Raw genomic sequence first — 23,140 nt, 5'->3', positions numbered from 1 at the left:
GCTAGCGTCTAGCCACCTCACATGAGGACAACTAGAAAAAGCAGAACCAGCGCGAAAGCAACAATGAGACCATGTCAATCGTAGTCTGGCGTAGAAGAAGAAAGATTAGGGACGATCGCTTTTGACGCACCGAACATCATCACCCGGGACATCTGCCCAGCGACAGGCCGGCTTCACCACTCCGCATGATCGTCCGCCTCCAGGATGGCGAGCTCGGCTGGTCGAATAACGGCCTCAACCGAATTCCAGCCTCCCGCCGGTTGACGTGTGACCGAAGTGCCAACCGTCCGTTTCCGGCGCTCGAGCCACGGGACGGCGGCGAACCAGACCAGCGCTGCCACCTGTAGCAAAACGTTCACACCGAACGCGGTCTGATAGGCCGTTAAAGGATAGTGCCCCGCCACCAGAGGCCATTGCTCCAGAATCAGGCCCGTCCCGTACTGCACGACGAAAGCCCAGCCAAACTGCAGGAGATTCAGACCGCCATTGGCGCGCGCAACCAGTTCGGCCGGGAAATAATCCGCTATCATGGCGTAGGTGAGAGCAGTCGCTGATCCGGCCACCGACACTACGCACCACGGCAAGAGTGATGGCCAGGGCGGATGCAGGACCAGCACAAGCTCCGCCACAATCAACATCGCCGCGACCAAACCAAACAGGGCCTCGATCTTCTTAGCCCGGCGGCGCACCCAGTTGGCAAGGACGCCCAAGACCACAGCGCCGAGACTCAGAGCGACCGCCATCACGAACAATTCGTTGACGAGTGTCGTTCGATCCAGCCGCTCCACATCGGAAAGCCAGGGCGCCGCCCATAAGGATTGCAGTGCCCAAGCGGACCCGATGCAGGTCGCCGATAAGGGCGCCATTCTCCAGAACCGCGCATCCGAATAGACGGTTTTCAGAGTGGCGGGCGTCCTGGAGCGCTGTGGCCCAGTGGTTCGTTCGGGAACCACGAGATAGATCAAGATGGCAGCAAGCGCGCTTGCGGCGGCCAGCACGCCGAATAGACCCCGCCATCCGATCCAGTCCAGGAGCGCCTCCGCAGGTGCTGTTGCAGTGACGGCGCCCAATGAGCCCAGCATGATCATGTAGCCATTGATGAGCGCCATGCGTTCTCTTGGAAACCAGAGGACAATGATTTTCAGCCCGGACATCAGGGCTGCTGCGCTCCCAAGTCCGACAATCGCGCGAGCAAAAAGAAGCGACAGGAATCCCGTCGATAGCCCAAAGAGCGCGGCCCCCCCTGCAGCAACAGCCAAGAGCACACTCTGGACCCGGCGCGGCCCAAAGCGATCAAGCAGCATGCCGACCGGAATCTGGGCCGCCATAACCACCAGGAAATAGATTGACGTGAGCAGCCCGACATCGGCAGCGCCAAGCCCGAGATCAGAGGCGAGGCGCCCAGCAATGAGCGTATTGATGGTCCGGAACAGGTAGGAAAGGTAGTACCCGGCCGCGAAGGGAAGAAACACGCACGCGATGAGCCGCCAGAAGGGACAAGACTCAGCGCGCTTTGCGGGCGATGTTTTCGCGCTCATTCGCTTCGGCGCGTTTCTGCCGGCCCGCTTAGTCCCCTCAACAAAAGGAGTTCGGCAGGTTTCGAAAGTTCGGATTGCTGCCGCCCTCCTCGGCGGCAGCACTCGGCCCGGAGTTTCCATCCGCCGCGACTGCGGACAGACCTTCCTTTCTCGGCTGTTCTTCTGCCGGGCGTTGTGATGCACCTCCATGAGCTTCACTGGCAGGTCGACTGCGCCTGCCCAGCTGATCGATCGTCTCCTGGATCAATGGCTGACCGAGCCGTACCCGCCGTTCGACCTGCTCCGCCAATACCTTGAAACGCTGCTGCCCGAGCAGGTACGCCTCCCGCTGCCCGGGTGGCAGCATGGGCGGCGTCACGGTGAGGTGATAGCGCGCATGCAGGGCTACCGTCTCGCCGATGATCGCGATCTCGCGCTCGAGCCTGGCCATCTGGCCACTTATCCGGACCAGAGCCTCATGAACGAGCCCCTCGATGGGTGGTGCAGGATTCAGGAATCGTTCAAGCGCCGCCTCGACGACCATGCTCTTGCCGAGTCCCGGGCGTTCGGTCGCAACTTCAAGCCGCTGAAACATGCTCTCGGAGAGCTGAACGGTGACCTTCTTGGTTCGCTCTCCTTCGTTCGGGCTCGGCTGCGCATCGCTGTCGGATTGATTCACGATCGAGCTGGGCTGGCCTCCAGGCTCTCCATCGATTTGCATTTCTGTCACTCCCCGATTGGCGACCGCGACCTGCCGCGCACCCCGGTACGCGCGGCGTCGATTTCGGAATCGAAACGGCTGAATCGCCCCCAGCGATGATTGGACTTGACACAAGGGCCAATCGGAACGTCACTTCAACCGCACCGACATCTGTGTCGTAGTCTGGCGTAGCCAAAGAAAGACAAGGCGGTCTCAAGAAGAGCTGGATCTGTCAGTCTGTGTCATTCGCGGGCAGCTAACGGCCTGTTGGGGGGCCCCGGAGCTTTGAGTGGCGCGCCCATCGCTTGCGGGCTTCATGGCGTGCTGCCGATTTGCGGGTCGGCTTATCTGACCCAGCGCCGCATACTGCCACAAGCTGCCAGCGCGCATTTGAGGCGCGCGTACTGATTACTCGGGCGTCTCAGAGGCGTGCATGTCGATGCTCACCTCTTTCAGGACCGTGGATCCGCTTGCGAGCCGCCGTCCGAGCGCCTCAACAAAGCGATCGTAACGTTCCGCGCCCTTGGCGCGCGCGGCGGGCGTCGAATGCTCGGGGAGCGCGGGCGTTGAGGTCAGCCAGAAGCGGATGAAGAGCGCGATGGTCTCAAGCGTGATGCCATCATTGCGCTCCAGGCGTTCGAGCACGCGCGCGATGCGGTCCAGACGCTTGGCGATCGTCGCCTCGCGCCGATCGGAATCATCCGGAGAAAGAAAGGCGGAGATCGCGGCCTCGGCGACCAGGGACTTGGGCTGCCCCCGGCGTTGTGCGAAGGTCTCAAGGGTTTTGAAGGTTTCCGGATCGAGATAGATACTGAGCTGAATCTTTTTCACGCTGCCCCGATCATAGGTCCATCCCATCGTCTGCGTCGAGGCTCACGGTCCGCGCGACGCCCTGCATGGAGCGGCTCAGAGCTTGTGCCTGGACGGCATCGGCATCGCCTTCATCGAGGTCGGCGTCGAACTCATGTTCGCCGAGCGGCGCCTTGATCTCGATCTCCTCATGTTCCGGCAATTCCGGCTCGCGACGCAAACCACCGTTGGCCTGGTCGCTCCTGCGCTTGCGTCTGGTCAGTAGCTCGACTGATGGCGGAATTGGAGCGCCGGCCGACCAGTCATCCGGTCTTGCGGGCAAGGTACGCGGTTCGAAGCGCGGCGGCTTCAACACACGTCGCTGGAACTGCGGATCCTCATAGTAGCGGACTTTGGTGGCGCGCACCGGGTGCACCCCGGAAATCATCACGATCGCGTCTTTAGGCGAGAGTTGCATGACCTCGCCTGGCGTCAGCAGCGGCCGCGAGGTCTCCTGACGGCTGACCATGAGGTGTCCAAGCCACGGGCTCAATCGGTGCCCGGCATAGTTCTTCATGGCGCGCAATTCGGTCGCGGTTCCGAGCGCGTCGGAGACGCGCTTGGCGGTACGCTCATCATTGGTCGAGAAGGCGATCCGGACGTGGCAATTGTCGAGGATGGCATGGTTCGGCCCATAAGCGCGTTCGAGCTGATTGAGGCTCTGGGTGATCAGAAAGCTGCGGATGCCGTAGCCTGCCATGAAGGCGAGCTGGCTCTCGAAGAAGTCGAGCCGGCCGAGTGCTGCAAACTCATCCAGCATGAGAAGGAGTTTCCGCCGGCGCCGGTCTGGATCCAGGCTTTCGGTCAACCGCCGCCCGATCTGGTTGAGGATGAGCCGCATCAAGGGTTTGGTACGAACGATGTCGGATGGAGGCACGACGAGATAGAGTGAGACGGGCTCGGCGCCGTCGACGAGATCGCAGATCCGCCAATCGCTTCGCGCGGTGATCTTGGCAACCACCGGATCGCGATAGAGTCCCAGGAAGCTCATCGCGGTCGAGAGCACGCCGGAGCGCTCGTTCTCGCTCTTGTTGAGAAGCTCGCGCGCGGCCGAGGCGACAACGGGATGAGCGCTACCTCCAAGATGCGGGGTTGCGAGCATTGCGTTGAGCGTAGCGTCGATCGGGCGGGAGGGATCGGACAGGAAATTGGCGACGCCTGCGAGGGTCTTGTCGCCCTCGGCGTACAGGACATGCAGGATTGCGCCGACCAGGAGAGAGTGGCTGGTCTTTTCCCAGTGGTTGCGGCGTTCGAGTGCCCCTTCCGGGTCAACAAGGATATCGGCGATATTTTGGGCATCTCGCACCTCGCAATCACCACGACGGATCTCGAGAAGTGGGTTGTAGGCAGCGCTGGCCGGATTGGTCGGGTCGAATAGGAGCACTGGCCCAAATCGCGCGCGCCAGCCGGAAGTCAACTGGAAGTTCTCGCCCTTGATGTCATGAACGATGGTGGACGCCGGCCAGGTCAGAAGGGTCGGTATGACGAGGCCCACGCCCTTGCCCGAGCGCGTCGGAGCAAAGCAGAGCACATGCTCCGGTCCGTCATGCCGTAGATAACGCCCCTCAAAACGTCCGAGCACGACGCCATCAGGCCCCAAGAGTCCCGCGCGCCTGACCTCGCGCGAATCGGCCCAGCGCGCTGAGCCGTAGGTGGTGACGTCCCTCGCCTCATGGGCCCGGAACACCGAGAGCATCATTGCCAGCGCGATTGCCGCAATTCCTCCGCTTGCGGCGATGGCGCCGCCCTCAAGGAAGATCACGGGCGCGTAAGCATCGAATTTGAACCACCAGGCGAAGAAGGCAGCCGGCTGATAGATCGGCCAACCCCCGAGACTGAACCAGGCGGGTCCAAGCTGCGGCTGGAAGGCGAGCCGCCAAGCCGTCCATTCGGTCGCCGCCCACAGAAAGGCGAGCACGACCAGACAGACCAGGATAACCTGATGCCAAATGATCTTTGTCGCGGACATTGTGGAGATCTGGACGGCATCCATGAGCCGAGCGCAACCACAGCGCCGGGATGTCGCAGTCCCGCGCACAAAACTGTAGCGTTCGGCGGGTCGGGGTGAAACGTGTTCGGAGCTGCCCTCTGGCGAGCGACTGGGAGGACACAAGTCCAGACCAGGAGCCAAGATGCGTGATCGAGCGGTTAGAGTCTGCAAGAACGTCATTCTGTTTGCACGATGTCGATCTTGGTGTCCTCGCTGGATGCGACGACGGCTCTCACTCTGGCGGAGGAGAAGAAGCGGCTCCAGCCGACGTTCCTGGTGCGTGCTTTGTGCTCCAGCAGGAGTTCCAAAAATGGCCTGCATCTTGCTTCGACGATCGCAGATGAAACCGGACTTGTGAAGGCGACCACCCAACCCAAAGCGCATGACTTGCAGCACGGAGACAAATGGAATGAACGATGCAATGGCCAACCTGTTTTTTTGGCCGGGGCGAGCGAAGGCGAGGTGGCGAACCCGGTTCGGGATAAAAATCTGAATCGTCTTGCTGCCAAGGAGCGCGCGTTGAGGAAAGGCTGGATCGTGCTCAAGCGGAAGGTGAGAGATCCGGCTTGTGGTGGGCAGGTCGAGGTCTTCCGCGTGACCGACGCCGGCAGAGCGCGCCTGGAGGAGCTTGGTGCTCGCGATGGTGCCGTCGAGCGCTTCAAAGCGATGTTAAACTGAGCGATTGGCCGCCAGATCACGGATCCCCGCAGAGATCGACGGATCAAAGCGAAAGTCCGCGCTTCCGACCAAAGCTCCAGTCCACCCCTCCGGGACCAGCAATACCGTTCACCTGGCGACCCAGTTCGTGCTCTAGCTTGGGTACCCAGGGCACGAGCTGAAAGCCGAGGCCGTTGTCGATCATGGCAAAGCGGCCCGACGCAAGTGACAACCTTCGGCGATAGATTCCCGAAACGGGTTCGCCTGCCTCCGCAGGCAAGTGCGCCAGCCCCGTCTCGGAGGCCAAACGCCGGCCTACCCCCTCGAGTTCGCGGCGGCGGAGTGTCTCGATCAAGTTGCGGCCGAGCATCACCTTGTCTCCCGCCCGGCGTGCCAGCCCCTGTCCTGCCAGCACGTCGATGCGCCGATCAAGCGCATGGCGCACCTCGGCACCAAAACCGGCGCGCGAGAAATCGGCAGATTGGCGCGCCACAAGCTGCCGGTCGAGCCACGTCGCGCCATCCGCTGCGACCTGCTGGTCAATGGCAAGTTCGGAGCGTACGGCGAGCGCGATCCGTGTTCGGCCACGCGCGTCCTCGAACCGCCGGAGCTCCACAATCCCACCGATCGGGCCATCGCCGGCCGCCTCGATCTCCGAAAGCTTCAGGTGATGCACGCGACCGTCGACACCGTCGACGATGGCAAACGCTGAGCCCTTCAGCTCGTCATCGTGGCCGCGTGCGAGGAGACGACCGACAATGAGCTCGCCGTGGCGTTCGGCTTCAAGCGCCCAGGATGATGGTGGGCGCGCGGCGCCGTCTTTCGCGAGGCTCTTGTGAAACCGCTTGATGATATCGCCGCGCTCGCCCAGGTTACGCAAACGGGGTTCCAGGTCCCCGGGGAGTACCCAGCGTGCAGGCCCCGCAGGCTCCGTCAAGCCGAGCCGCTCGAGCGTCCGCATCCGCCCGATTCGTATCTCCCGTAACGGATCGCGCCCTCCATCCCGGTCTGGCCTCAAATCAATCACTCCGTCCGCCGCGCCAGCTTCCCGAGCCAGCGCCCGGTCAAGCCTGGTCCAGCGTTCGGCCGTCACCTCCGCTTCAAGGATTTGGCGGATCTCGAGCTCCGACCGCGGGCCAAGCTCGCGCGTGACGAGATCGCCAGCGCGGGCGCGCAAGCCGGTTGCGATATAGTCGCGGCTGATGACGAGGTCTTCTCCATTATCGGCGCGGCCGCGTACGAGAATATGGATGTGCGAATGCTCGGTGTTCCAATGATCGACCGCAACCCAATCAAGGCCAGTACCGAGGTCGCGAGAGGCCTGATCCATGAGCTCACGCGTGAAGCTACGCAAACTGGCGAGTTCGCCCGCATCGTCGGGCGAGACGATGAACCGAAAATGATGCCGGTCGCTTTCACACCGCTCGGCGAAGGCACGTCCGTCTGCAGCATCTCCCCCCGCATCAAAGAGTTGGCCGGGCGCCCCATCGCGGGTGACCCCATCCCGCTGGAGGTAGCCGATGTGAGCCCGCAGCGCGCCCGGCGAACGCATCCGGCGCACGACCCGCGCCTTGACCATGGCGGTTCGCGCGCGGTTGTTGAGGAGCCGCGTCGCTGCAAGGCTCGCTGCGCGACCGCGCCCAAACCTGCTGCCACCGCTGCGGCTGCCCCGCGAGAGACCGCCGGCCTTCTGAGCAGCCTTGAGCGCCTGCGCCAAGAACGGCTTTGTCCGGGGCGCGCGCGTCGAACGGATGCGGCCTGGGCGGATGCGGAAATCGTCGTGACCGGTCATCGTGCCCGCTGCAACCTGTCGAAAACCGAGCAACAACGTGGTGTTACCGCAAATCGCAAGTTGCGTCGCCCATTCGCAATGTTTTCCGGGTCATTGAAATCGATGCGGTTTCGCCCACAACCGACCGGCCGCACCTTGCGGCTTTTATCCTGCCATCCGCGGTCGCTCACTCCCGGCTCTCTGCCGACCCCTCTCGACGTTGCGACCAGCTTCGACATCATGCGAGATCATCGGGACCGCACCTCGTCTGATCGCCGCACAAACAGCCCCGTCGCATGAGGGACGAGTGCAGTCTTACCCGCCTTAGGCGCTGCTTTCGACGACTTCATTGTGCGGACGCTAGATGCCGAGTTGCCGTCAGGGGATAAGCTCTCGGACCACTCAACAAGGACTGGCGCTTGCTGCCACGCGGTGAAGCGTCTGGCACCCGAACCGCTGCTGTTGCGCCGCTCAATGCCGATCAATGGTGCGAGTCTAGCGATGTAGATTTGTGTTTCATCCGGAAGCGGTCGACCAGTGGCCAGGTGCTCCTCGTACCGTTTTGGTCCCGCATTGTAGGCCGCGAGAAACCCTCCCGATCCGAAACGATCGAGCATCTCGCGAAGGTACGCTGCCCCAGCCATAATGTTGTCGTGAGGATCAAACGGATCGATACCGAGTTCGTAACGAACGCTCAGCTCGACCCAGGTCGCGGGCATGATTTGCATCAACCCGAGCGCTCCCCGAGGCGATATGGCCTGCGCATTCCCGCCGCTTTCGCCCTGCATGACAGCACGAATCCAACGCTCCGGGATCGCGAACCGATGCGAGGCTTCGGTCGCGAACGCGGCGTATGCAAGGCTAGGAAGCAGGTTTGAGGAGCGCGCAGCTTGTGCGCGCGATCCAGCCTCCGCTCTGCTGGCCGATGGCGCCGCGAACGTCATGAGAATTCCCAGAGAGCAAGCAGCGGCTCCCGATAGCAATGTGCGGGCAGCCGCCAAGGACAAAGCCCTTCCCGGCCGGCCCTGAGGCAGCGCGAGACTGCCGCGAGGCGCGCCGATTGCCGGCAATTTGGCCGGGATGAAGCAATGATGTTCCGATCGGCCGATTAGAGAAACCGCAAGCCAGTGGAGCAAATCCGGCATATGTCAGTCCTCCCTGGTCCACACCGGTACCGCTTGCCCGATGACGGCCGATGTCGGGAGCGGTCCGAAATATCGGCCGTCAAAGGACTCCGCCGACTGCCAGTTCATGAGAAAGACCTCGTCCTCAGCGACGACCCGGCAACCCTGCCAGGCCGGCAACGGCCTGCCACGGCGGTCGCGCTCGCGTGCCTGGCCCATTTCGATCCCGTCGACGACGATTGTGAGTCCCGTTCTGCAGACGGTTTGTCCGGGCAACGCCAGCACGCGCTTGAGCATCGGAAGGCCGCTCGGCAAATAGCCATTGAAGTCGAGGAAGCTCGCAAGCGGCTCTGGTGGCCGGACAGCCACGAGCTCGGTGATGCGCAAACGTGCGGTCCCTTGCAAACGGTAGAGGCCGATCGGCACACTTTCGGAAGCGTTCCAGATGTACGACAGTGAGGTGTCGGTGACCGGCCAAAGCGCGAGCGTTGTGGCCCCACACATTGCAAGGACGATCCTTAGCAGCCGCATCAGAACACCATCCTGCGCCGGCGGAGCCACGCCTGGTGGCGCGCACGCGTATAAGGTCGTGGCGTTTCGTTGACGGAAAGCCGGTTGTGGACGTGATGCCAATACTCGGGGGCTGCATCGGCAGGATCGATGCCGAGTGACTCCACGGCGTCGATCAACTGAAGAACGCGCTCGACCTTTCGCCAGCCAGCTAGCCGCAGCAGGCTTTCGCCGCCGGGGCTGACCCAAGGCACGGTCGAATACCGCTGCCCCGGCGTGATCACGCGCAGAATGTCGATGCGAGACAGGATGGTTCCGAAGTCATTGGACGTCCAGCGCACGAACGCAAAGATGCTGCCCGGGACAAAGGAGAGAATGCGCCTGTGATGGTCAATGACCTTTTCCGATACAGGCTTGCCGAACCGGATTCGGTTCTCGATCCGCTTCTCGAGCCACAAGAGTTCAACAGTTGTGAGGTCGCTCACCTGGCAACTCCATAGTCATGAGAGGAATCTTGGACATGCCAACGGGTGCGCCGTCGCCAGCGCATCGACATCAGAGCCTTTGTTTCGGCAGAATGGTCGTGATGAAGCGTCGATGATCGGCGTTGTCGAAGCGATGCAGCGCTCCTGCTGCCGCCAAGGATCGCCGCCGAGTGGCTCCAATTCGTTACAAGGAATCCAAAGGATTCCAGGTTAACCGGGGTAGTGGCCGATGCCCCCTCGCCGGCCGTGCTGCTGCGAAGATGCTCCGCAACGACCCGCGAACGGAACGCGCGGTGCGTTCCGGCTGTGGACGTTGGAGGCGAATGATGGAATTCTATGCTGGTCTTGATGTGTCGCTGGAGGCGACCAACATTTGTGCGGTGGATGGCGATAGCAACGTCGGCAGGGAGGCGAAGCTCGAGACCGATCCGGATGCGATCGAGCTGCTCCTGGCCGAATGGGGCATTCACTTGAAACGTGTCGATCTCGGGGCCTTCTCCTCCAGCGCCTGGCTGTTCACGGCGCTTGCCGACAAGGGCCTGCCCGTGATCTGCATCGAGACCCGGCACGCCAAGGCGGCGCTGAACGCGATACTGAACAAGACCCACCGCAACGACGCCGAAGGCGTTACGCAGATGATGCGGGCCGGCTGGTTCCGCGCGGTTCTTGTCAAGTCGGAGAGCGCACAGACGTTGCGGGCGCTGCTGGTCGGGCGCAAGACGATGCGCGGCAAAATGCTGGATATGGAGAACATGATCCGCGGCCTGTTGTGCCCGCTCGGCCTCAAAGTCGGCGAGATCTCGGTCGGCCGTTTTGACGCGCGGGTGCGCGATCTCGTGGCCGGGAAGAAGGAATTGGAAGCGATCGTCGCGCCGCTGTTGGACGCCCGCAATGCGATGCGGCTGCAGTTGGCAAAACTGTACCGCATGGTCCTGACGGCGGCGCGCAGCGACAGCGCCGGGCGACGGATGATGATCGGGCCCGGTGTCGGCGCGCTCGTGGCGCTGACGTTTCGCGCGACCATTGATAATCCGGCGCGATTCAAGAAGTCGACCAATGTCGGCGCCCATTTCGGGCTGACGCCACGGCGCTATCAGTCGGGCCAGGCCGACCGGATCGGCAGCATCTCCAAATGCAGCGATGAGCTGACGCGGGCGATGCCGCACGAGGCTGCGATTGCGATCCTCACGCGCATTCCAAAGAATTTTAAGCTGCGGCTGTGGGGCCTGCGGCTGGCCAGGAAGAAGGGTCTGAAGCGCGCGGCGACGGCAGTGGCCGTGCTGCTGCACAAGATCGGGATCGGTGGCTCGACCTCCCAGTTTGGCGCCAGCGGCAAGCGCGGCCGGGTCGCTGCGGCGGCTTAAGGGCCTCCTCGACCCGGCCGCTTCCACGCGCGCCTTCGCGTTCCGCCACGTCGGAGCGGCGTCTCCCGAGGGGACGGGGATGTCGGCTAGATCGCGACCTTTCTGAGCGGCGGCTTCATGCACACCTTTGAATCTATCAAGCACGGCGCTGGTTGGCCTGACCGCCCATTCTCCAAATTCCGGCATGTGGTGGTCTTGCCAACCACGGACGTTAGCGAGTCCTCCTCGACGAGCGAGCTGCCGCAAGGGAATGCAACGAGCGTAATGCAGTAATAACGATGCTAGCAATCGCGTGGCGCTGCGGGCGATCGCGTCCGAGCGGGTGCTTTGCCGGCAACAATCGCATTGCAGGAAAATTTTGCGCATGACAGAGTAAGCGCATGAGGCATCCTCGCTGCACGCGCCGCCGACTTGTTCACAAGGTACTGATTCACAACAGGAAGTTAGTGTCAGTATGTTAGTAAAGTTACGGGAGCAGGAAGTCTTGGCGCCGCAAAACCTTAGCTCCGATTCCGGTCCTCGATAGCACGAGCATCGCGTCCCCGATGGCACGAGGGTTCTGGTCCCTGATAGCACGAGCGAATTCACAGCTTATCCCCAGCAGGAACGACGAGGCCACGCTTGCGCAGTCGCTTGCTCGACGGGCCAATTGGGACTGGTGCGAAATTCAATCGCTCTTCGCCATTCGGATGATGCGTGATGATGAGCCGATAGCCCGGCAATGTCTGACGACGGACGATCTGACGCAGGTCGTAGGCAAAGTGTTTAAGCGGCGATAGGCTCCCGGACTTCGCATGCAAGTGCACGAGATCGAAGCTCCAACCGCCATTCTGACGGCCGCCGTGCTTGCGGACGAGCCGATAGAGCCAGCGCTCCAATCCACCGGTCAGATCGAAATAGGCGCGGTCAATCGTCAGCACGAGCGCTTCATCGAGAACGCCCGTGTAGAACCAATCGGGCAGGATCAGCTCAATTCCACGGGCATGCCCGTGCAGATCGGCTGTCTCTTTCCATTCGTTGATCCAGGAGAAGCGATGCCGCCGCCGTTCGCTCGGCTGCCGGATCGATGTCATCACAGTGGTCGATTGCAGCCGGTCGAGCGCAGCCTTCAGGCGGTCATAGTCGCGCACGCTGGTGCCGCGGCCGACGAAGGTCAGGATCTCGTAAGGGGTCGCTGCCATCAGTCGGGACGTTTTCAGGCCGGCATCACGGGCTTCGACAATCTGCGAGGCAGCCCAGATCAGAACGTCCGCATCCCAGATCGTCGCCATGCCATGTTCCGGCACGGCTTCGACACGAATGGTGACGGCGCCTGCGCGGAAGCCGATGGGAACATGGCGCTTCGATTTTGCTAGCGAAAAGAAGGGATAGGCCATCAGGTCTTGCGCGTCCCGTGGCGCCAGATCGCCCGGGAGGGCGCGAAACAGATCGAGTTGGCCGCGCTCTGATCGCCGCCTCCTGCTTGCAGTGGAGTTGCTGTCCGGCATGGGTCAGCGCCGCTCCTTGCCTGCATACGGAATCGGTGTGTGCCGTTTCGCGGGCAGGACAGTGCCTGTGCCGGGATCGCTGGTGGACGTTTTGGCGCCGCGGTCAGCCCACGCCTTCAGGTCCTCGAGCGCATACACAACGCGACCGCCGAGCTTGCGGTAGGTCGGGCCTGTCCCATAGGTGCGGTGCTTTTCGAGGGTTCGGCCGGAGAGTCCAAGAAAGCGCGCCGCTTCGGGCGTGCGCAGGTATCGCGGCGGCAGGCCGGCGTTCGGATCGGGCATTTGCAAGGCTCCGTGGTCGTCTGGAGCGCGGCCGGCTCGGGCCGCGCGTCGACGGTCACGATGGCGCAGTAGGAGTGCTTATGGGGATGCCGAAGATCGAGATATGATTTTCGGCACCCCTGGTCTACTTCTTGCGAGATGAGGGACGTAGCAACGCGCGATAGCCGCCGCGCATTAGAGCCAAGCCAGCTTGCACCAGGCGAATGGTGCGGCTACGCAATTCGTGGGTTTTCCAGGCGCGTTCAGGGATTCGTTTTCGGCCGAACAGCACCTCGGCGATGACGCGATATGAAGCACCATCCATGCGTCCATCGAGCGCTCGCAACACCAAGACGAGTCGTTCGCGCCGCTGCGCCGAAAGCTGATGAAAGGGAGGTCCTGGCGGACGGCCGTTGATTGCGCGCCACAACCGCTGTGAGGCGTGGGCGCGGATCTCAAAGTCCGCATCGAGCGGCAGTTCGGCCGCATATGAGACGCCAAACTGCGGCGCCTCTTTCAGCCAGAGATGATGTTGTGCTCCTTGAATGCGCAACACAGCATGCCAGCCGTCAGATGCCTGTCTGATGGTGCCCGACGAAAGCTCGGCAAGTGGTAGACCCGCGCCGACCGCTTTTGAGCTGGCCGCGCTCTGAACGACCGGCACCACCGTCGGCAACGCCTCAGGTGCCCAGAAGATTGTCTGTTGGTAAAAGGACCCCTGCGGGTCATGAGCGAAAGCAGACGCCCCATCTCCTTCTGAATTCGGAAGTCATCTGCGATCGATTTTCACGATAGGAAGCTCGATAGTTGGGGCTGCGCCGCAGTGACTCCCAGGCGAAATCCGCCATCTCGCCCGACTTGATAGCTTGTTGATACGCCCGGGGTGAGCGCCAGTCGAACTCAGACATTGCTATGATTCCCTGCCGTAGGTGGATTGCGGCGCAATGTCTATGAAGCTTGGGGTTGTCGGGCAAGTCACCAATTGTGCATCGCGTGATGCATGCAGGCGATCACGCGTCAGCGGAGAACACTGTTCTCGAGTGCGAACTCACTATGACAGATTTTGCTATTTAGTGGCGCCGCCGCGAAGCAAGTCACGGTAGCCGTGGTCTGCCATCCATTTTGCGCGGGCCAGATGACTATCAAATGCATTGCGGGCGCGCGCCGCTTCGCGATCCGGGTCGATATGCAATACGATCCGGGTTACCTCTTTCCAATCCGCGCCATCGGCTTCGGCGTCAAGAAGTCGCCAATACGTCACCAGATGCTGCTCGTCATAGGTCGTCAGCACCGGCTGATCCGGCGCGACATCCGCGACATCGGGATCTAACGGTGGCTTCGCCATGTAGGTTTATGCGCGCACTTCGCTGATCTGCATTGTAGCCAACTTAGCGGAATAGTTTGGTTATAGCCAGTGGTTTGATTGTCTGCCTAATGGCTGTTTGGGCGCATGAAAGCTCGTGCGCTCGTGGCATGGAATGTGCGCCGGATCCGCGTGGATCGCGGCATTCCGCAAGAGCAACTGGCCTACGATGCCGGGATTGACCGCTCATATATGAGCGGCCTTGAGCGGCAATCTGAGAATCCGACAATTGATCTTCTCGACCGACTCGCCGAGACGCTGGGTGTTCATTTATCTGAATTCTTTATTCAGCCACCCAGGGGAGCGGCGACACCCCAGACATTACCTAAAGGCCGCCGGTCAGCGCGTCTACGTTCCCAAAAACAATAGCTTGAGTGAGTTCAACCCATGTGGACACGCGCCACGGAAGGGCGCGTCTTAAACAAGTGAAAATCAACTCGACAAAGCCGATGCAGCTGCAACTTTGGTCAATCGGCGTTTCTCCAAGAGTGAACCCCGCCCGAGGCTGTCGGGCGGGGCGATGACGACCCTCACTCTCCGTTCTTGCGGGGCCGCGACCAGAGCAACGTGTAGCCTTCGCCGCCTTCGTCATCGAACAGGTTCGCGTAGATCGGTGAGTTGAAGGAGGGATCGTCGAGCTTGAGCGAGAGATAGTCGCGGCCCTCCTCGGAGCGCTTCGACCAGGCTGCCCCGATCTCCGCGCGGCCCACGTAGATGCGGTGGCTGGGCGCGTTGTCGCTGGAGCGGTTGGTTTCGGCGACGATGCGGACCCCCTTGGTCTGAAGGCTCAGGGTGACGATCTCGCCGTGAAACTCGTTACCGACCTTCTTGAACGAACCGATATTAGCCATGTTACTTCTCCTATTTGTGTTTCGAGCCCGCGACCACCGCGGCCTCGATGGCGATCTGGAAGCCGAAGACGATCGGCGACGCACCCGCTCGCGGGCCGGAGCGCAGCGGAGGACGCCGTTGTGGCGACTTTCTTGTCTCGCGAGGAATGGGCGAAGCCCAGGGGAAGAAAGTCGCATCAACGGCGTTGCGGCTCAGACGATCGAGGCGCAGCCGGTCTTCGGCTAGATCAAGCCATCAAAGAGGCCACGTGGTCCGCGTGCTGAACCGCAAGCTTAAGGAGAAGATTGGCAAACCTCGGTTGGGCTGAACAAGAGGTTGGTACGGTTCGGCGCAGGAAGAGAAACAATCTGCCGCAAAGGGCGGTATCGTCCCGGAAGGAATGACCAAGCGTGGCGTGCCGTTCCACCGCAGTCATGTGGGCCGCGCGGAGATCGGGGCAGTCTGGTCGAAGCGCTCCGAGGAGGGTCGCGACTATCTCTCGCTCAAGCTCGACTACCCTCCTTCAACGTGCCGCCCTGTGCGACCTTGCTCGACCGGTGATGCCGACGACGCGTCATTGCTCATGCGTGGCGGCTGTAAGAACTGGGTCGAGGCATATTCTCCACCACCCCGCCCGACTCCAACGGGCGGAGCTCCGCAAACAAGGTCAAGCGCGTCCATGCCGTGCCGCCGATGCAAACCGCACCTCCGCAAGCGAAGGCCTCGCGCCAAGTCAGCGAAGGCACCCCGATCTGCGACAGGGCAAACACCACATGATAGCCAGCGATTGCCGCAGGGACGGCGAATGCGGTTGCGATCGCGACGCGGAAGGTCAAGGACCGACTCACGGCGACGGCGACCTGACCAGCGGCAAGCGTCAGCGTGCCAGAAGCAATTCCGATAAGCGGTGCGCCGAAGACGCCCGCGCCATCACGAAACGCCAACATCCCGACACCGAGTGCGACGAAAAACGGCAACGCATACACAGCGAGCGCGAAGATCGCCCAGCAGAACAAGCCGATGCCGAGTGTGTTGAGAACAAGCCCAAGGGCGAGCATGGTGGTAGCTCCATGTGCATAGATCTAGCAGTCGCGCCTTCCACCACCACCACAGCGCAGTTTCGGAGGTAAAATCGAAACGAGGCGGAGTTGCGGCGTGCAACTCCGCCTCGTTGTCTCGATATCGAGAACGACGGCGCTCATGCACCGCCGAACTTCCAGACGGGGATGCCGAGCCGCTTTGCCTTGTCAGCGAGATTGTCCTGAATTCCCGTGCCCGGGAAATGCATAACGCCGATCGGCAGAAGCTCGAGCAAGGCATCGTTGCGCTTGAACGGCGCCGCCTTGGCGTGTTTCGTCCAATCGGGCTTGAAGGCGATCTGTGGCACCTTGCGATTGGTCGCCCATTTGGAGGCGATCAGTTCAGCGCCTTTCGGGGAGCCGCCATGGAGGAGGACCATGTCGGGGTGCTTGGCATGAACCTTGTCGAGGCGATCCCAGATGAGGTGGTGGTCATTAAAGTCGAGCCCACCGGTGAGTGCAATTTTCGGTCCTGGCGGCAACATGACCTCCGTCTCGGAACGACGCTTGGCGGCGATAAAGTCGCGGGAGTCGATCATTGCCGCGGTGAGCGTTCGGTGATTGACCAGTGAACCCGACCGCGGGCGCCAGGACGAGCCGGTATGGACCTCAAATCGCTCGATGGCCTGGTCACGGAAGAGCTCCAGGCAGTTGCGCCGCTCGATCAGGGTGATGCCCTCGGCCGTCAGGCGCTCGAGTTCGACCGATCGCACTTCCGAGCCGTTCTGCTCGCGTTGGCTCTTATGCTGTGCTTGTTCGTTGTGATCGAGCTGCCGTTCGATGCGATCGAGGGCCCGGTGGAATAGGTTGACGGTCGACCAGAGCAGATCGTCAAGGTCCGGCTCAATTCGCGTGTCGTTTAAGGTCGCAACCAGGGCGTCAAACATATCGACCACGGCGCCCGCGATCATCTTGCCCTCCGGAAGCGGCCGTGGATCGGGCTGGTCGTCGAAGGGACGATAGCCGAAGAGCTGTAGTTCGGTGAGGACGTGGTCGGTCGGAGAAGAGGCGTGCGGCCATTCGATGTCGTCATGGTCGGTCATGGGAAGAGATCCTTTGCCGGATCGGCCGCGACCATCGCGGCCTTCGTGGCGATCCTCTGACGGCAGGCGGAACGGGACAGAACCCGAAAGGGCCGAAGCGGCAGCGGAGGATGGCGGAGGCCGGCTATTTTGCTTCGCGATGCAAAGCGCGCGGCCAACCGTATGATGTGTCTGCACATCGCTGGCGCGCGGCGGAAAATAGCCGGACGCAGCCATTGCCGGCCCGGGCCGCTTGCCGTCCGATCGCCCTCTGGAAGGCCGTGGTCGCGTCCTCTTCCGCACGGGCCTCGCCTATGACCGGCCTATCAAAGTCGATCGAAGCCCGGGAGCTATTCCGCGGCTAACGTCGAGAAATGCAGGAACCTCACGACATCCTCTGGTGCGAGCTGAAGCCGCAACGCTGCTCGGAGCGCCTCCAGCCCAAAGATGTGCAGATCTTCGTTGAAGTCGCCCAGCCGGGGCGATAGCGGAATCGCTTCAATGCCGGCGTCTGCTGCGCGCTGGCTGAGAGTCGCCTGCACCGCATCGCCGGCTGCATCGACATCGCGGGCGATGTACAGGCGGCGCAGGCTCGACGGGAGCATCATGGCTGAGAGGTGATTGGCCGAGAGTGCAGCGGCCATAGGCATGCTCGGCAGCAGGCAGCGCAACGACAGCATGGTTTCGATACCCTCGCCGGCAGCGAGCACGTCATCCACCACGCCGAAGCGAACGGCATTGCCGAGAAGGTCGCCCATGGCGCGTCGTGGGGTATCGATCGGAGCCTTGCCGAGACGCACACGGTCAAAGCCATCCGGGTCGAGCCAAGTCCGGTGCACGCCGGTGATCCGACCATCGAGATCCGTGACGCCGGCGATCATCGCCGGCCAGGGTTCGGTCGGCAAATGTTCATCCGGCCGATAATAGCAGCGTGGGTGGAAGCGCAGGCTGCCACCATGGTGGATGCGGGCTATTCCGCGACGCTGCAAGTACGTCTCGGCCACCGTCCCTCCAATCGGGCTGGACATCGCAAAGAGCCGACGAGCCGCCTCTTGTGATCCGGTCGGCGCCGGCGAACGAACGGGTTTTGCGCTCAGTTGCTGCTCAGAACGAGGAAGCTTGAGAAAGCGCCTTGCCTCCTTGGCGACGTCACGAAAGTCTCGCAAGGCCAGACTTTCGCGAACGATGTCGAGGAGATCGCCGTGTTCTCCGGTTGCGGCATCCGTCCACTTGCCCGCCGGCCCCTTCGGCGATTCCTGGAGCCGCACGAACAGTGAGCGGCCCGGGGTGTTGTGCACATCGCCGACCACCCAGTACCGCCCCGCCCGCTTGCCATTGGAGAGATAATGTCGGCACACCGCCTCCGCTTCGCGCGCGAGGCGGCCTGCCAGTTCGGAAGCATCGCGGGACATCAAGCCGCCTCCCGCTCACCGATGCGCGCAACCGGATAGGCGTCGAGCACCTTCGACAAGATCTCGACGCCGCTCGCGTCCGTGGGCACGAACATGCGCAGCTTCCAGGAAATGATCTCGCCGAAGAGGCCGTAAGCCCGCAAGCGATCGCGCATCGTGTCGTTGAAGCCCGAGCGTTCGATGCGGTGTGCGCCCATCATCCGGACACGGCGAAGCTGGAGCCCCTCCGCAAGCTCAAGAACGGTCCGCCCCTCCATGAGCGCGGCAAAGGCAGCTTCCGGCGTCAACGCCAGCGCGCCAGCCGCAAGGACATTCGCGACCCAGGTAGCGGAGACCTTGCGGCCGACGATCCGCTCGCCCGCATCGGTCTGGAGCCGATAGACCGGGGTCGATTCGTTCGGCAGCCGCTTCCAGATCGAGAGCAACAGGCCCGCCACGACATGGATCGTGCGGTCCGTGAACTCGGGTACCTCGGTAAGCTCTGCCGCCCAGGCGACTGAAAAGCGTTCATGATCAATTTCCACCCAACGGCTCTCTGCCATGGCGGTCAAGGCGACGCTGTGCTGCCCCATCGGCCGGATCAAGCGGACGCGCCGCTCGATCTCGCCATCGTCGAGCATCGCGCTCGCTGCCGGAACCTGCACGGCGGCCCGTCCCGAGCGCTCATTGATCAGCAGGACGGCACGAAAATCGGAAAGACGACCAAGAGCGTCATCCAGGCTCACAGGATGATTGCGCTGGCGCTGGGTGATCGTAAGAAGCCGGGTTTCGGCACCAGTGCCGGGATGAATGTAAATCGTACGCGGTTCCAGCCCGACGTCATAGCTGCCCGACGCGACCGCGCCTTCGATCCGAGCCGTCAGCAGCTGCTCGAAGACGGTGAACAGGATGTTCTGAAGATCGATCGTGAGCGCCAGCAACCTGTTCAGGAAAGTCGTGATCGGCGGCAGGTCATTCCTGAGCCCATTAGCATCCGAGAGCTTCAGGCCGGTCGCATCCTCGAACCTCTCGAGCGAGCAGCCCGCGACCTTGCCTCGCGCGAGCGACGTATAGAGCTGACGCAACGCATCGCGGCCGTACTGGCTTTCGAGATTGTCCTCGGGCCGGAACAGGCCCTGTCCTCCGGTCTGGCGCTGGGGGATCGCGGCGTCCGCCTTCCAGCCGGGCTCGAGCAAATAGTGGACCCGCAGCCGGAGATTCCGGGCAGAGAGTTCCGCATGGTAGCTCCTCCCCGTCCCGCCCGTGTCGGAGAACACGAGGATGCGCTTGCCTTCGTCCATGAAGGCGGACGTCTCAGCGAGATTGGCCGAAGCTGCTCGGTTTTCGACCACCAGCCGCCCGCCCTTGCGAACGATGCGACGCGAGCGGCCGCTCACCTCGGCGACCATAGCGGTCCCGAAGCGCTGGACGACCTGGTCCAGAGCCTCAGGCAGAGGCGGCAGCGAGGCGCGCTTCTCGATCAGCCGGTCGCGGCGAGCGACGGCCTCCCGGCTCTTGATCGGTTGGCCTTCGCGATAGACGGGCCCGGAGCAGAGATTCCCCTCCTGGTCAGTGAAAGGCTCGTAGAGGTGGACCGGAAAGGAATGGGCGAGATAGTTGAGGACATACTCGCGTGGAGTAATGTCGACCTGGACGTCGCCCCAGTCCCCCGTCGAAATCTCGGCGAGCCGACGCTCCATCAATGTCTCGCCGGTCGAGACGATCTGGATGACGGCGGCATGGCCGGCGTCGAGATCGCGCTCGATCGAGCGGATCAGTGACGGCGTCTTCATTGAGGTCAGGAGGTGGCCAAAGAAGCGCTGCTTGGCGCTCTCGAAAGCCGATCGCGCGGCCGATTTAGCCTGGCCATTCAGCGTACCGCTCTCGCCCGTGATGTTTGCGGCCCGCATCGCGGCGTCGAGATTGTTATGGATAACGCTGAACGCGCCGGCGTAGGCGTCATAGATGTGAACCTGTTCGGGCGTGAGCTTGTGCTCAATGAGCTCGTAGGCGACGCCCTCGTAAGATAGAGCCCTCGCCGCGTAGAGACCGAGCACCTTGAGGTCACGAGCCAGCACCTCCATGGCCGCGACGTCGCCCTCCTCGAGAGCCTCGACGAACTCGGCGCGGATGGCGAACGGAAAATCGTCGCCGCCCGATAGGCCCGGCCGCTGGGCGTAGGCGAGATTGTGGACCGGCGTGGCACCGGTTGCGGAAACGTATACGACGCGGGCATGCGGCAACGCGTGCTGGAGCCTGAGCCCCGCACGCCCGTGCTGGGAGGCCGCCCCCGGACGATTGCAAGCAATCGCGTTGAGGTCACCGCGCTCACCCTTCTGGCCTGCCGCGTTCTGCATCGCGTGGCTCTCGTCGAAGACGATCACTCCGTCGAAGTCGAAGCCCGACCAATCGACGATCTGCCGCACGCGCGAAAGCTTCTCGCCGCGCTTATCGGTGCGCAGCGTAGCGTAGGTGGTAAATAGGACGCCTTCCGAAAGCCGGATCGGTGTGCCCCGCCGGAAACGTGACAGCGGCGTCACGACCAGCCGCTCCATGCCGAGCGCGGACCAGTCGCGCTGTGCGTCTTCGATCAGCTTGTCGGATTTGCTGATCCAGAGGGCGCGGCGGCGGCGCTTGAGCCAATTGTCGACAGGGATGCCTGCGACCCGCCGTCCCTTGCCTGCACTGGTGCCGTCGCCCAAAAACCAGCCGCGGCGAAGACGCACGGCATTTTCTGCATCGTCACGCGCGGCCGCCACAACATCAAAGGTCGCATCCACCGTCCAGGAGCCCGCAAGAAATTCGGTGTGCGCCTCGCCCGCATAGATGACGCTCTCGAGCTGAGCGTCTGACAGCCAGCGCGCGATCTTCGCGAGCATCGGCAGCATCGCGGCCGTTGACCCAGCCTTGGTCCGGATGGCCGGGCCAAACTCGCGCAGGAACAGAACGGTTGCCGCCTCGCAGACATCATAGGCGGTCTTCCAGTTCCAGACGCCAGTGGCGTCGGAAGCGCCGAACGCAGCTTCCATGGCGCTACGCAGGACGGCGGCATCGATGCGACGACCGTGCTCGAGATCAATCACGAGCTGTCGCGCGGCCCTGACGGCGGCGGACGCGATAGTTGCAGCGGCACGCATCGAGAGCGGCGCGGCGGCAGCACCGCCGGCGAGAGATTCGGTCATGACAGGATTTCTTTCGGAGAGCAGGAAGGGTCGAACCATCAGGCGCTCTCCTTAAGACCCGACGGCTCAAAACCTTCCCGGCCCGACTCTCCCTCTCAGTCCTGCCCCATAAATGGGGACCGGCGCAGCACACCGGTCCCCAAGCAATTGCCGGACGGCCGGAGCCATCCCGCTCTACATGTCACTCGGCCCCGTCGAGCTGTTGCCGATCATCGTCGCCCGCGTTCTCCTGATCCTCGTCATCGGCGAGGAATTCGGGCAGCGGGCCCGCTTCACTCTCTTGCCCGTCGCGAAAAACCGCCGCTCCCCTCTCACTCTCTTGTTCGAGGCAACAGGTGAGAAACTCACGCCGCCTCCTGCTCCGCTCTCTCGGTCGTCATGTCGACAGTCACTTCCGGCAGGAAGCCCAGGAGATAGTCCGCAACCTTGCTGGCCTGCGAAGCAGCTCGCACGATCGCGCGATTATCCTCTCGCAGCACCTCCAACCAAGAGCCGATATAGTCGGCGTGCCGCACCGTGGGCACGATACCGAGAGAGGCGCAACTGAACGCAGACGAGATCTCCGCGACCAACTCCTCAAAGGCATACTTTCTGGTACAGTAACTGCCTGACAGGTCACGGTTGAGACGTGATGGATGGCCGCTGGCATGTGCCAATTCATGCAGGGCCGTTCGATGCCAATTGATCGGTTCGAAATAGGCTTGGGGTGGGGGCACCTGTACATAGTCTTCCGTCGGCGCATAAAAGGCGCGGTTGCCGCCGATGCGGAAGTCGATCCCGGTCGCCTTGATCAGGTATTCGACCCGCGGCTCGATCAGGCCTGGCGGCGGAGGCGGCGCCGTAGTTGCGATCTCTGGAGGCAAGCCGTCGCATTGACCGCTGTTGAAGACCGTGAAGCGCTTGAGGAACGGAACAGCTTGTGCCTCCTCGCCGGTCTCATGTGCGCGGCGCTTTTCGTCGACGGGCACGAAGCGGTCGGCGTAGACGACGGTCGTGCCGCGCTCGCCCTTGCGGACGTGACCACCGAGTGATAGCGCTTGGCGGAAGGTAAGCCAGCTCTGCCCCGTAAATCCATGTTCGGTCGCGGCACCCCATAGAATTAAAATGTTTATGCCGCTGTATTGGCGGCCGGACGCCGCGCTCTTCGGCAAGGCCAAAGGCGACTTCGCCGCCATGGTGCCCCAAGGCTGAACCCACGGCACGCGGCCAGCCTCCAGCTCGGCGATGATCTTGTTGGTGATGTCGTCATAAAGGTTTGCCCGGTCCTCACCGGTGCGCGCCCGAGGATAATGTCTGGACATCGCGGGTCTCCGCGACGGGCGCCGCGAGCCTCTCTCGCAGCCTGTAACCCGTCACGGCAAAACCGCGCGACACTCTGACTCTCGCCTCTACCTGAGAGAATGCGAAATCTGTGCCGCCCTTCCATCGGATGTTCATGGGAATTGCGTTGAGCTACCTGGGGCCGCAGGCCCGACCAGGCGTGCGCCAGGGGCGCATCGCCTCAACGGAAAATGGCACCCGGAGAGCGTGAGCATAGCGACCCGAAGGGGCACGCGG

At 62.5% G+C, this 23,140-nt stretch carries 22 protein-coding genes and 1 pseudogene; 4 read left to right on the top strand and 19 right to left on the bottom strand.

Features of this window, described 5'->3' with window-relative positions:
- Positions 1-173: 173 nt before the first annotated feature.
- The 4 genes from ABIB80_RS21820 to ABIB80_RS21805 all read right to left on the bottom strand — a co-directional run bounded on the left by ABIB80_RS21820 (position 174) and on the right by ABIB80_RS21805 (position 5,035).
- A complete protein-coding gene (locus tag ABIB80_RS21820) occupies positions 174-1,538 on the bottom strand; it encodes an MFS transporter (RefSeq protein WP_354128287.1) in 1,365 nt (454 codons plus the stop codon).
- A gap of 37 nt (positions 1,539-1,575) precedes the next feature.
- A complete protein-coding gene (locus ABIB80_RS21815) occupies positions 1,576-2,238 on the bottom strand; it encodes a ribbon-helix-helix domain-containing protein (protein WP_354128286.1) in 663 nt (220 codons plus the stop codon).
- 387 nt (positions 2,239-2,625) lie between these two features.
- Complete coding sequence (locus tag ABIB80_RS21810; protein WP_280095887.1) at positions 2,626-3,048, bottom strand: CopG family transcriptional regulator; 423 nt, start codon at positions 3,046-3,048, stop codon at positions 2,626-2,628.
- 10 nt (positions 3,049-3,058) lie between these two features.
- Positions 3,059-5,035 carry a conjugal transfer protein TraG gene (locus ABIB80_RS21805; RefSeq protein WP_354128285.1) on the bottom strand — a complete coding sequence of 659 codons (1,977 nt, stop codon included), beginning with the start codon at positions 5,033-5,035 and terminating at the stop codon, positions 3,059-3,061.
- A gap of 222 nt (positions 5,036-5,257) precedes the next feature.
- Between ABIB80_RS21805 and ABIB80_RS21800 the strand changes: the two genes are divergently transcribed.
- A complete protein-coding gene (locus ABIB80_RS21800; protein ID WP_354128284.1) occupies positions 5,258-5,734 on the top strand; it encodes a hypothetical protein in 477 nt (158 codons plus the stop codon).
- A 43-nt stretch (positions 5,735-5,777) separates the two neighbouring features.
- Here the strand turns inward: ABIB80_RS21800 and ABIB80_RS21795 are convergent, their stop codons facing one another.
- From ABIB80_RS21795 to ABIB80_RS21780, 4 genes are all read right to left on the bottom strand, one after another.
- A complete protein-coding gene (locus ABIB80_RS21795; protein WP_354128283.1) occupies positions 5,778-7,505 on the bottom strand; it encodes a relaxase/mobilization nuclease domain-containing protein in 1,728 nt (575 codons plus the stop codon).
- A 227-nt stretch (positions 7,506-7,732) separates the two neighbouring features.
- Positions 7,733-8,428, bottom strand: coding sequence for a lytic transglycosylase domain-containing protein (locus ABIB80_RS21790; RefSeq protein WP_502918736.1), 696 nt, complete (start codon positions 8,426-8,428; stop codon positions 7,733-7,735).
- A 204-nt stretch (positions 8,429-8,632) separates the two neighbouring features.
- Complete coding sequence (locus ABIB80_RS21785) at positions 8,633-9,139, bottom strand: S26 family signal peptidase (RefSeq protein ID WP_354128394.1); 507 nt, start codon at positions 9,137-9,139, stop codon at positions 8,633-8,635.
- A complete protein-coding gene (locus ABIB80_RS21780; protein WP_354128281.1) occupies positions 9,139-9,603 on the bottom strand; it encodes a DUF2840 domain-containing protein in 465 nt (154 codons plus the stop codon). The genes ABIB80_RS21785 and ABIB80_RS21780 overlap by 1 nt, the downstream gene beginning before the upstream one ends.
- A 323-nt stretch (positions 9,604-9,926) precedes the next feature.
- Between ABIB80_RS21780 and ABIB80_RS21775 the strand changes: the two genes are divergently transcribed.
- Positions 9,927-10,967 carry an IS110 family RNA-guided transposase gene (locus ABIB80_RS21775; RefSeq protein WP_354128280.1) on the top strand — a complete coding sequence of 347 codons (1,041 nt, stop codon included), beginning with the start codon at positions 9,927-9,929 and terminating at the stop codon, positions 10,965-10,967.
- A gap of 584 nt (positions 10,968-11,551) precedes the next feature.
- On the opposite strand, the gene ABIB80_RS21770 is transcribed toward ABIB80_RS21775, so the two are convergent.
- The 5 genes from ABIB80_RS21770 to ABIB80_RS21750 form a co-directional block, all read right to left on the bottom strand.
- Positions 11,552-12,454 (bottom strand): replication initiator protein A, encoded by a 903-nt coding sequence (locus ABIB80_RS21770; RefSeq protein ID WP_354128279.1) that lies wholly within the window; start codon positions 12,452-12,454, stop codon positions 11,552-11,554.
- Positions 12,455-12,457: 3 nt separating this feature from the next.
- Positions 12,458-12,736 (bottom strand): helix-turn-helix transcriptional regulator, encoded by a 279-nt coding sequence (locus ABIB80_RS21765; RefSeq protein WP_280095895.1) that lies wholly within the window; start codon positions 12,734-12,736, stop codon positions 12,458-12,460.
- 124 nt (positions 12,737-12,860) lie between these two features.
- The gene (locus ABIB80_RS21760) at positions 12,861-13,382 is read right to left on the bottom strand and encodes a DUF2285 domain-containing protein (RefSeq protein WP_354128278.1); all 522 of its coding nucleotides are present in this window, start codon (positions 13,380-13,382) and stop codon (positions 12,861-12,863) included.
- 58 nt (positions 13,383-13,440) lie between these two features.
- Complete coding sequence (locus ABIB80_RS21755; protein ID WP_246649538.1) at positions 13,441-13,563, bottom strand: transcriptional regulator domain-containing protein; 123 nt, start codon at positions 13,561-13,563, stop codon at positions 13,441-13,443.
- Positions 13,564-13,781: 218 nt separating this feature from the next.
- Positions 13,782-14,060, bottom strand: a complete 279-nt coding sequence (locus ABIB80_RS21750; RefSeq protein ID WP_354128277.1) for a DNA -binding domain-containing protein — start codon at positions 14,058-14,060, stop codon at positions 13,782-13,784.
- A 105-nt stretch (positions 14,061-14,165) separates the two neighbouring features.
- Here ABIB80_RS21750 and ABIB80_RS21745 point away from each other — a divergent pair, with 105 nt between their 5' ends.
- Complete coding sequence (locus tag ABIB80_RS21745) at positions 14,166-14,447, top strand: helix-turn-helix domain-containing protein (protein ID WP_354128276.1); 282 nt, start codon at positions 14,166-14,168, stop codon at positions 14,445-14,447.
- Positions 14,448-14,608: 161 nt separating this feature from the next.
- Here the strand turns inward: ABIB80_RS21745 and ABIB80_RS21740 are convergent, their stop codons facing one another.
- Positions 14,609-14,929: a DUF736 domain-containing protein gene (locus tag ABIB80_RS21740; RefSeq protein ID WP_275173028.1), complete on the bottom strand. Its 321-nt coding sequence runs from the start codon at positions 14,927-14,929 to the stop codon at positions 14,609-14,611.
- A 398-nt stretch (positions 14,930-15,327) separates the two neighbouring features.
- On the opposite strand from ABIB80_RS21740, the pseudogene ABIB80_RS21735 reads away from it, so the two are divergent.
- A pseudogene (locus ABIB80_RS21735) lies at positions 15,328-15,470 on the top strand (DUF736 family protein); the annotation flags it as partial.
- A 20-nt stretch (positions 15,471-15,490) separates the two neighbouring features.
- Here ABIB80_RS21735 and ABIB80_RS21730 read toward each other — a convergent pair.
- The 5 genes from ABIB80_RS21730 to ABIB80_RS21710 all read right to left on the bottom strand — a co-directional run bounded on the left by ABIB80_RS21730 (position 15,491) and on the right by ABIB80_RS21710 (position 22,884).
- Positions 15,491-15,967, bottom strand: coding sequence for a hypothetical protein (locus ABIB80_RS21730; RefSeq protein ID WP_354128275.1), 477 nt, complete (start codon positions 15,965-15,967; stop codon positions 15,491-15,493).
- A 140-nt stretch (positions 15,968-16,107) separates the two neighbouring features.
- Positions 16,108-17,031 carry a DUF2493 domain-containing protein gene (locus ABIB80_RS21725; protein ID WP_354128274.1) on the bottom strand — a complete coding sequence of 308 codons (924 nt, stop codon included), beginning with the start codon at positions 17,029-17,031 and terminating at the stop codon, positions 16,108-16,110.
- 329 nt (positions 17,032-17,360) lie between these two features.
- Positions 17,361-18,422: a DUF7146 domain-containing protein gene (locus ABIB80_RS21720; RefSeq protein WP_354128273.1), complete on the bottom strand. Its 1,062-nt coding sequence runs from the start codon at positions 18,420-18,422 to the stop codon at positions 17,361-17,363.
- Positions 18,422-21,583, bottom strand: coding sequence for a strawberry notch-like NTP hydrolase domain-containing protein (locus ABIB80_RS21715; RefSeq protein WP_354128272.1), 3,162 nt, complete (start codon positions 21,581-21,583; stop codon positions 18,422-18,424). Before ABIB80_RS21715 ends, ABIB80_RS21720 begins: the two co-directional genes overlap by 1 nt.
- A gap of 344 nt (positions 21,584-21,927) precedes the next feature.
- The gene (locus ABIB80_RS21710) at positions 21,928-22,884 is read right to left on the bottom strand and encodes an ArdC family protein (RefSeq protein WP_354128271.1); all 957 of its coding nucleotides are present in this window, start codon (positions 22,882-22,884) and stop codon (positions 21,928-21,930) included.
- Positions 22,885-23,140: the final 256 nt, after the last annotated feature.

The sequence above is a fragment of the Bradyrhizobium sp. i1.15.2 genome, assembly GCF_040548425.1.
GTDB lineage: Bacteria > Pseudomonadota > Alphaproteobacteria > Rhizobiales > Xanthobacteraceae > Bradyrhizobium > Bradyrhizobium canariense.
This window is presented reverse-complemented; position numbering and strand designations above follow the sequence as displayed.

Excerpts from the sequence above, each read along its gene's own strand:
- ABIB80_RS21710 (WP_354128271.1), bottom strand. The coding sequence starts at position 22,884 with ATGTCCAGACATTATCCTCGGGCGCGCACCGGTGAGGACCGGGCAAAC.
- ABIB80_RS21795 (WP_354128283.1), bottom strand. The coding sequence starts at position 7,505 with ATGACCGGTCACGACGATTTCCGCATCCGCCCAGGCCGCATCCGTTCG.
- ABIB80_RS21765 (WP_280095895.1), bottom strand. The coding sequence starts at position 12,736 with ATGCCCGATCCGAACGCCGGCCTGCCGCCGCGATACCTGCGCACGCCC.
- ABIB80_RS21820 (WP_354128287.1), bottom strand. The coding sequence starts at position 1,538 with ATGAGCGCGAAAACATCGCCCGCAAAGCGCGCTGAGTCTTGTCCCTTC.
- ABIB80_RS21785 (WP_354128394.1), bottom strand. The coding sequence starts at position 9,139 with ATGCGGCTGCTAAGGATCGTCCTTGCAATGTGTGGGGCCACAACGCTC.
- ABIB80_RS21775 (WP_354128280.1), top strand. The coding sequence starts at position 9,927 with ATGATGGAATTCTATGCTGGTCTTGATGTGTCGCTGGAGGCGACCAAC.
- ABIB80_RS21770 (WP_354128279.1), bottom strand. The coding sequence starts at position 12,454 with ATGCCGGACAGCAACTCCACTGCAAGCAGGAGGCGGCGATCAGAGCGC.
- ABIB80_RS21730 (WP_354128275.1), bottom strand. The coding sequence starts at position 15,967 with ATGCTCGCCCTTGGGCTTGTTCTCAACACACTCGGCATCGGCTTGTTC.
- ABIB80_RS21715 (WP_354128272.1), bottom strand. The coding sequence starts at position 21,583 with ATGACCGAATCTCTCGCCGGCGGTGCTGCCGCCGCGCCGCTCTCGATG.
- ABIB80_RS21815 (WP_354128286.1), bottom strand. The coding sequence starts at position 2,238 with ATGCAAATCGATGGAGAGCCTGGAGGCCAGCCCAGCTCGATCGTGAAT.
- ABIB80_RS21805 (WP_354128285.1), bottom strand. The coding sequence starts at position 5,035 with ATGTCCGCGACAAAGATCATTTGGCATCAGGTTATCCTGGTCTGTCTG.
- ABIB80_RS21755 (WP_246649538.1), bottom strand. The coding sequence starts at position 13,563 with ATGGCGGATTTCGCCTGGGAGTCACTGCGGCGCAGCCCCAACTATCGA.
- ABIB80_RS21725 (WP_354128274.1), bottom strand. The coding sequence starts at position 17,031 with ATGACCGACCATGACGACATCGAATGGCCGCACGCCTCTTCTCCGACC.
- ABIB80_RS21720 (WP_354128273.1), bottom strand. The coding sequence starts at position 18,422 with ATGTCCCGCGATGCTTCCGAACTGGCAGGCCGCCTCGCGCGCGAAGCG.
- ABIB80_RS21740 (WP_275173028.1), bottom strand. The coding sequence starts at position 14,929 with ATGGCTAATATCGGTTCGTTCAAGAAGGTCGGTAACGAGTTTCACGGC.
- ABIB80_RS21790 (WP_502918736.1), bottom strand. The coding sequence starts at position 8,428 with ATGACGTTCGCGGCGCCATCGGCCAGCAGAGCGGAGGCTGGATCGCGC.
- ABIB80_RS21745 (WP_354128276.1), top strand. The coding sequence starts at position 14,166 with ATGAAAGCTCGTGCGCTCGTGGCATGGAATGTGCGCCGGATCCGCGTG.
- ABIB80_RS21750 (WP_354128277.1), bottom strand. The coding sequence starts at position 14,060 with ATGGCGAAGCCACCGTTAGATCCCGATGTCGCGGATGTCGCGCCGGAT.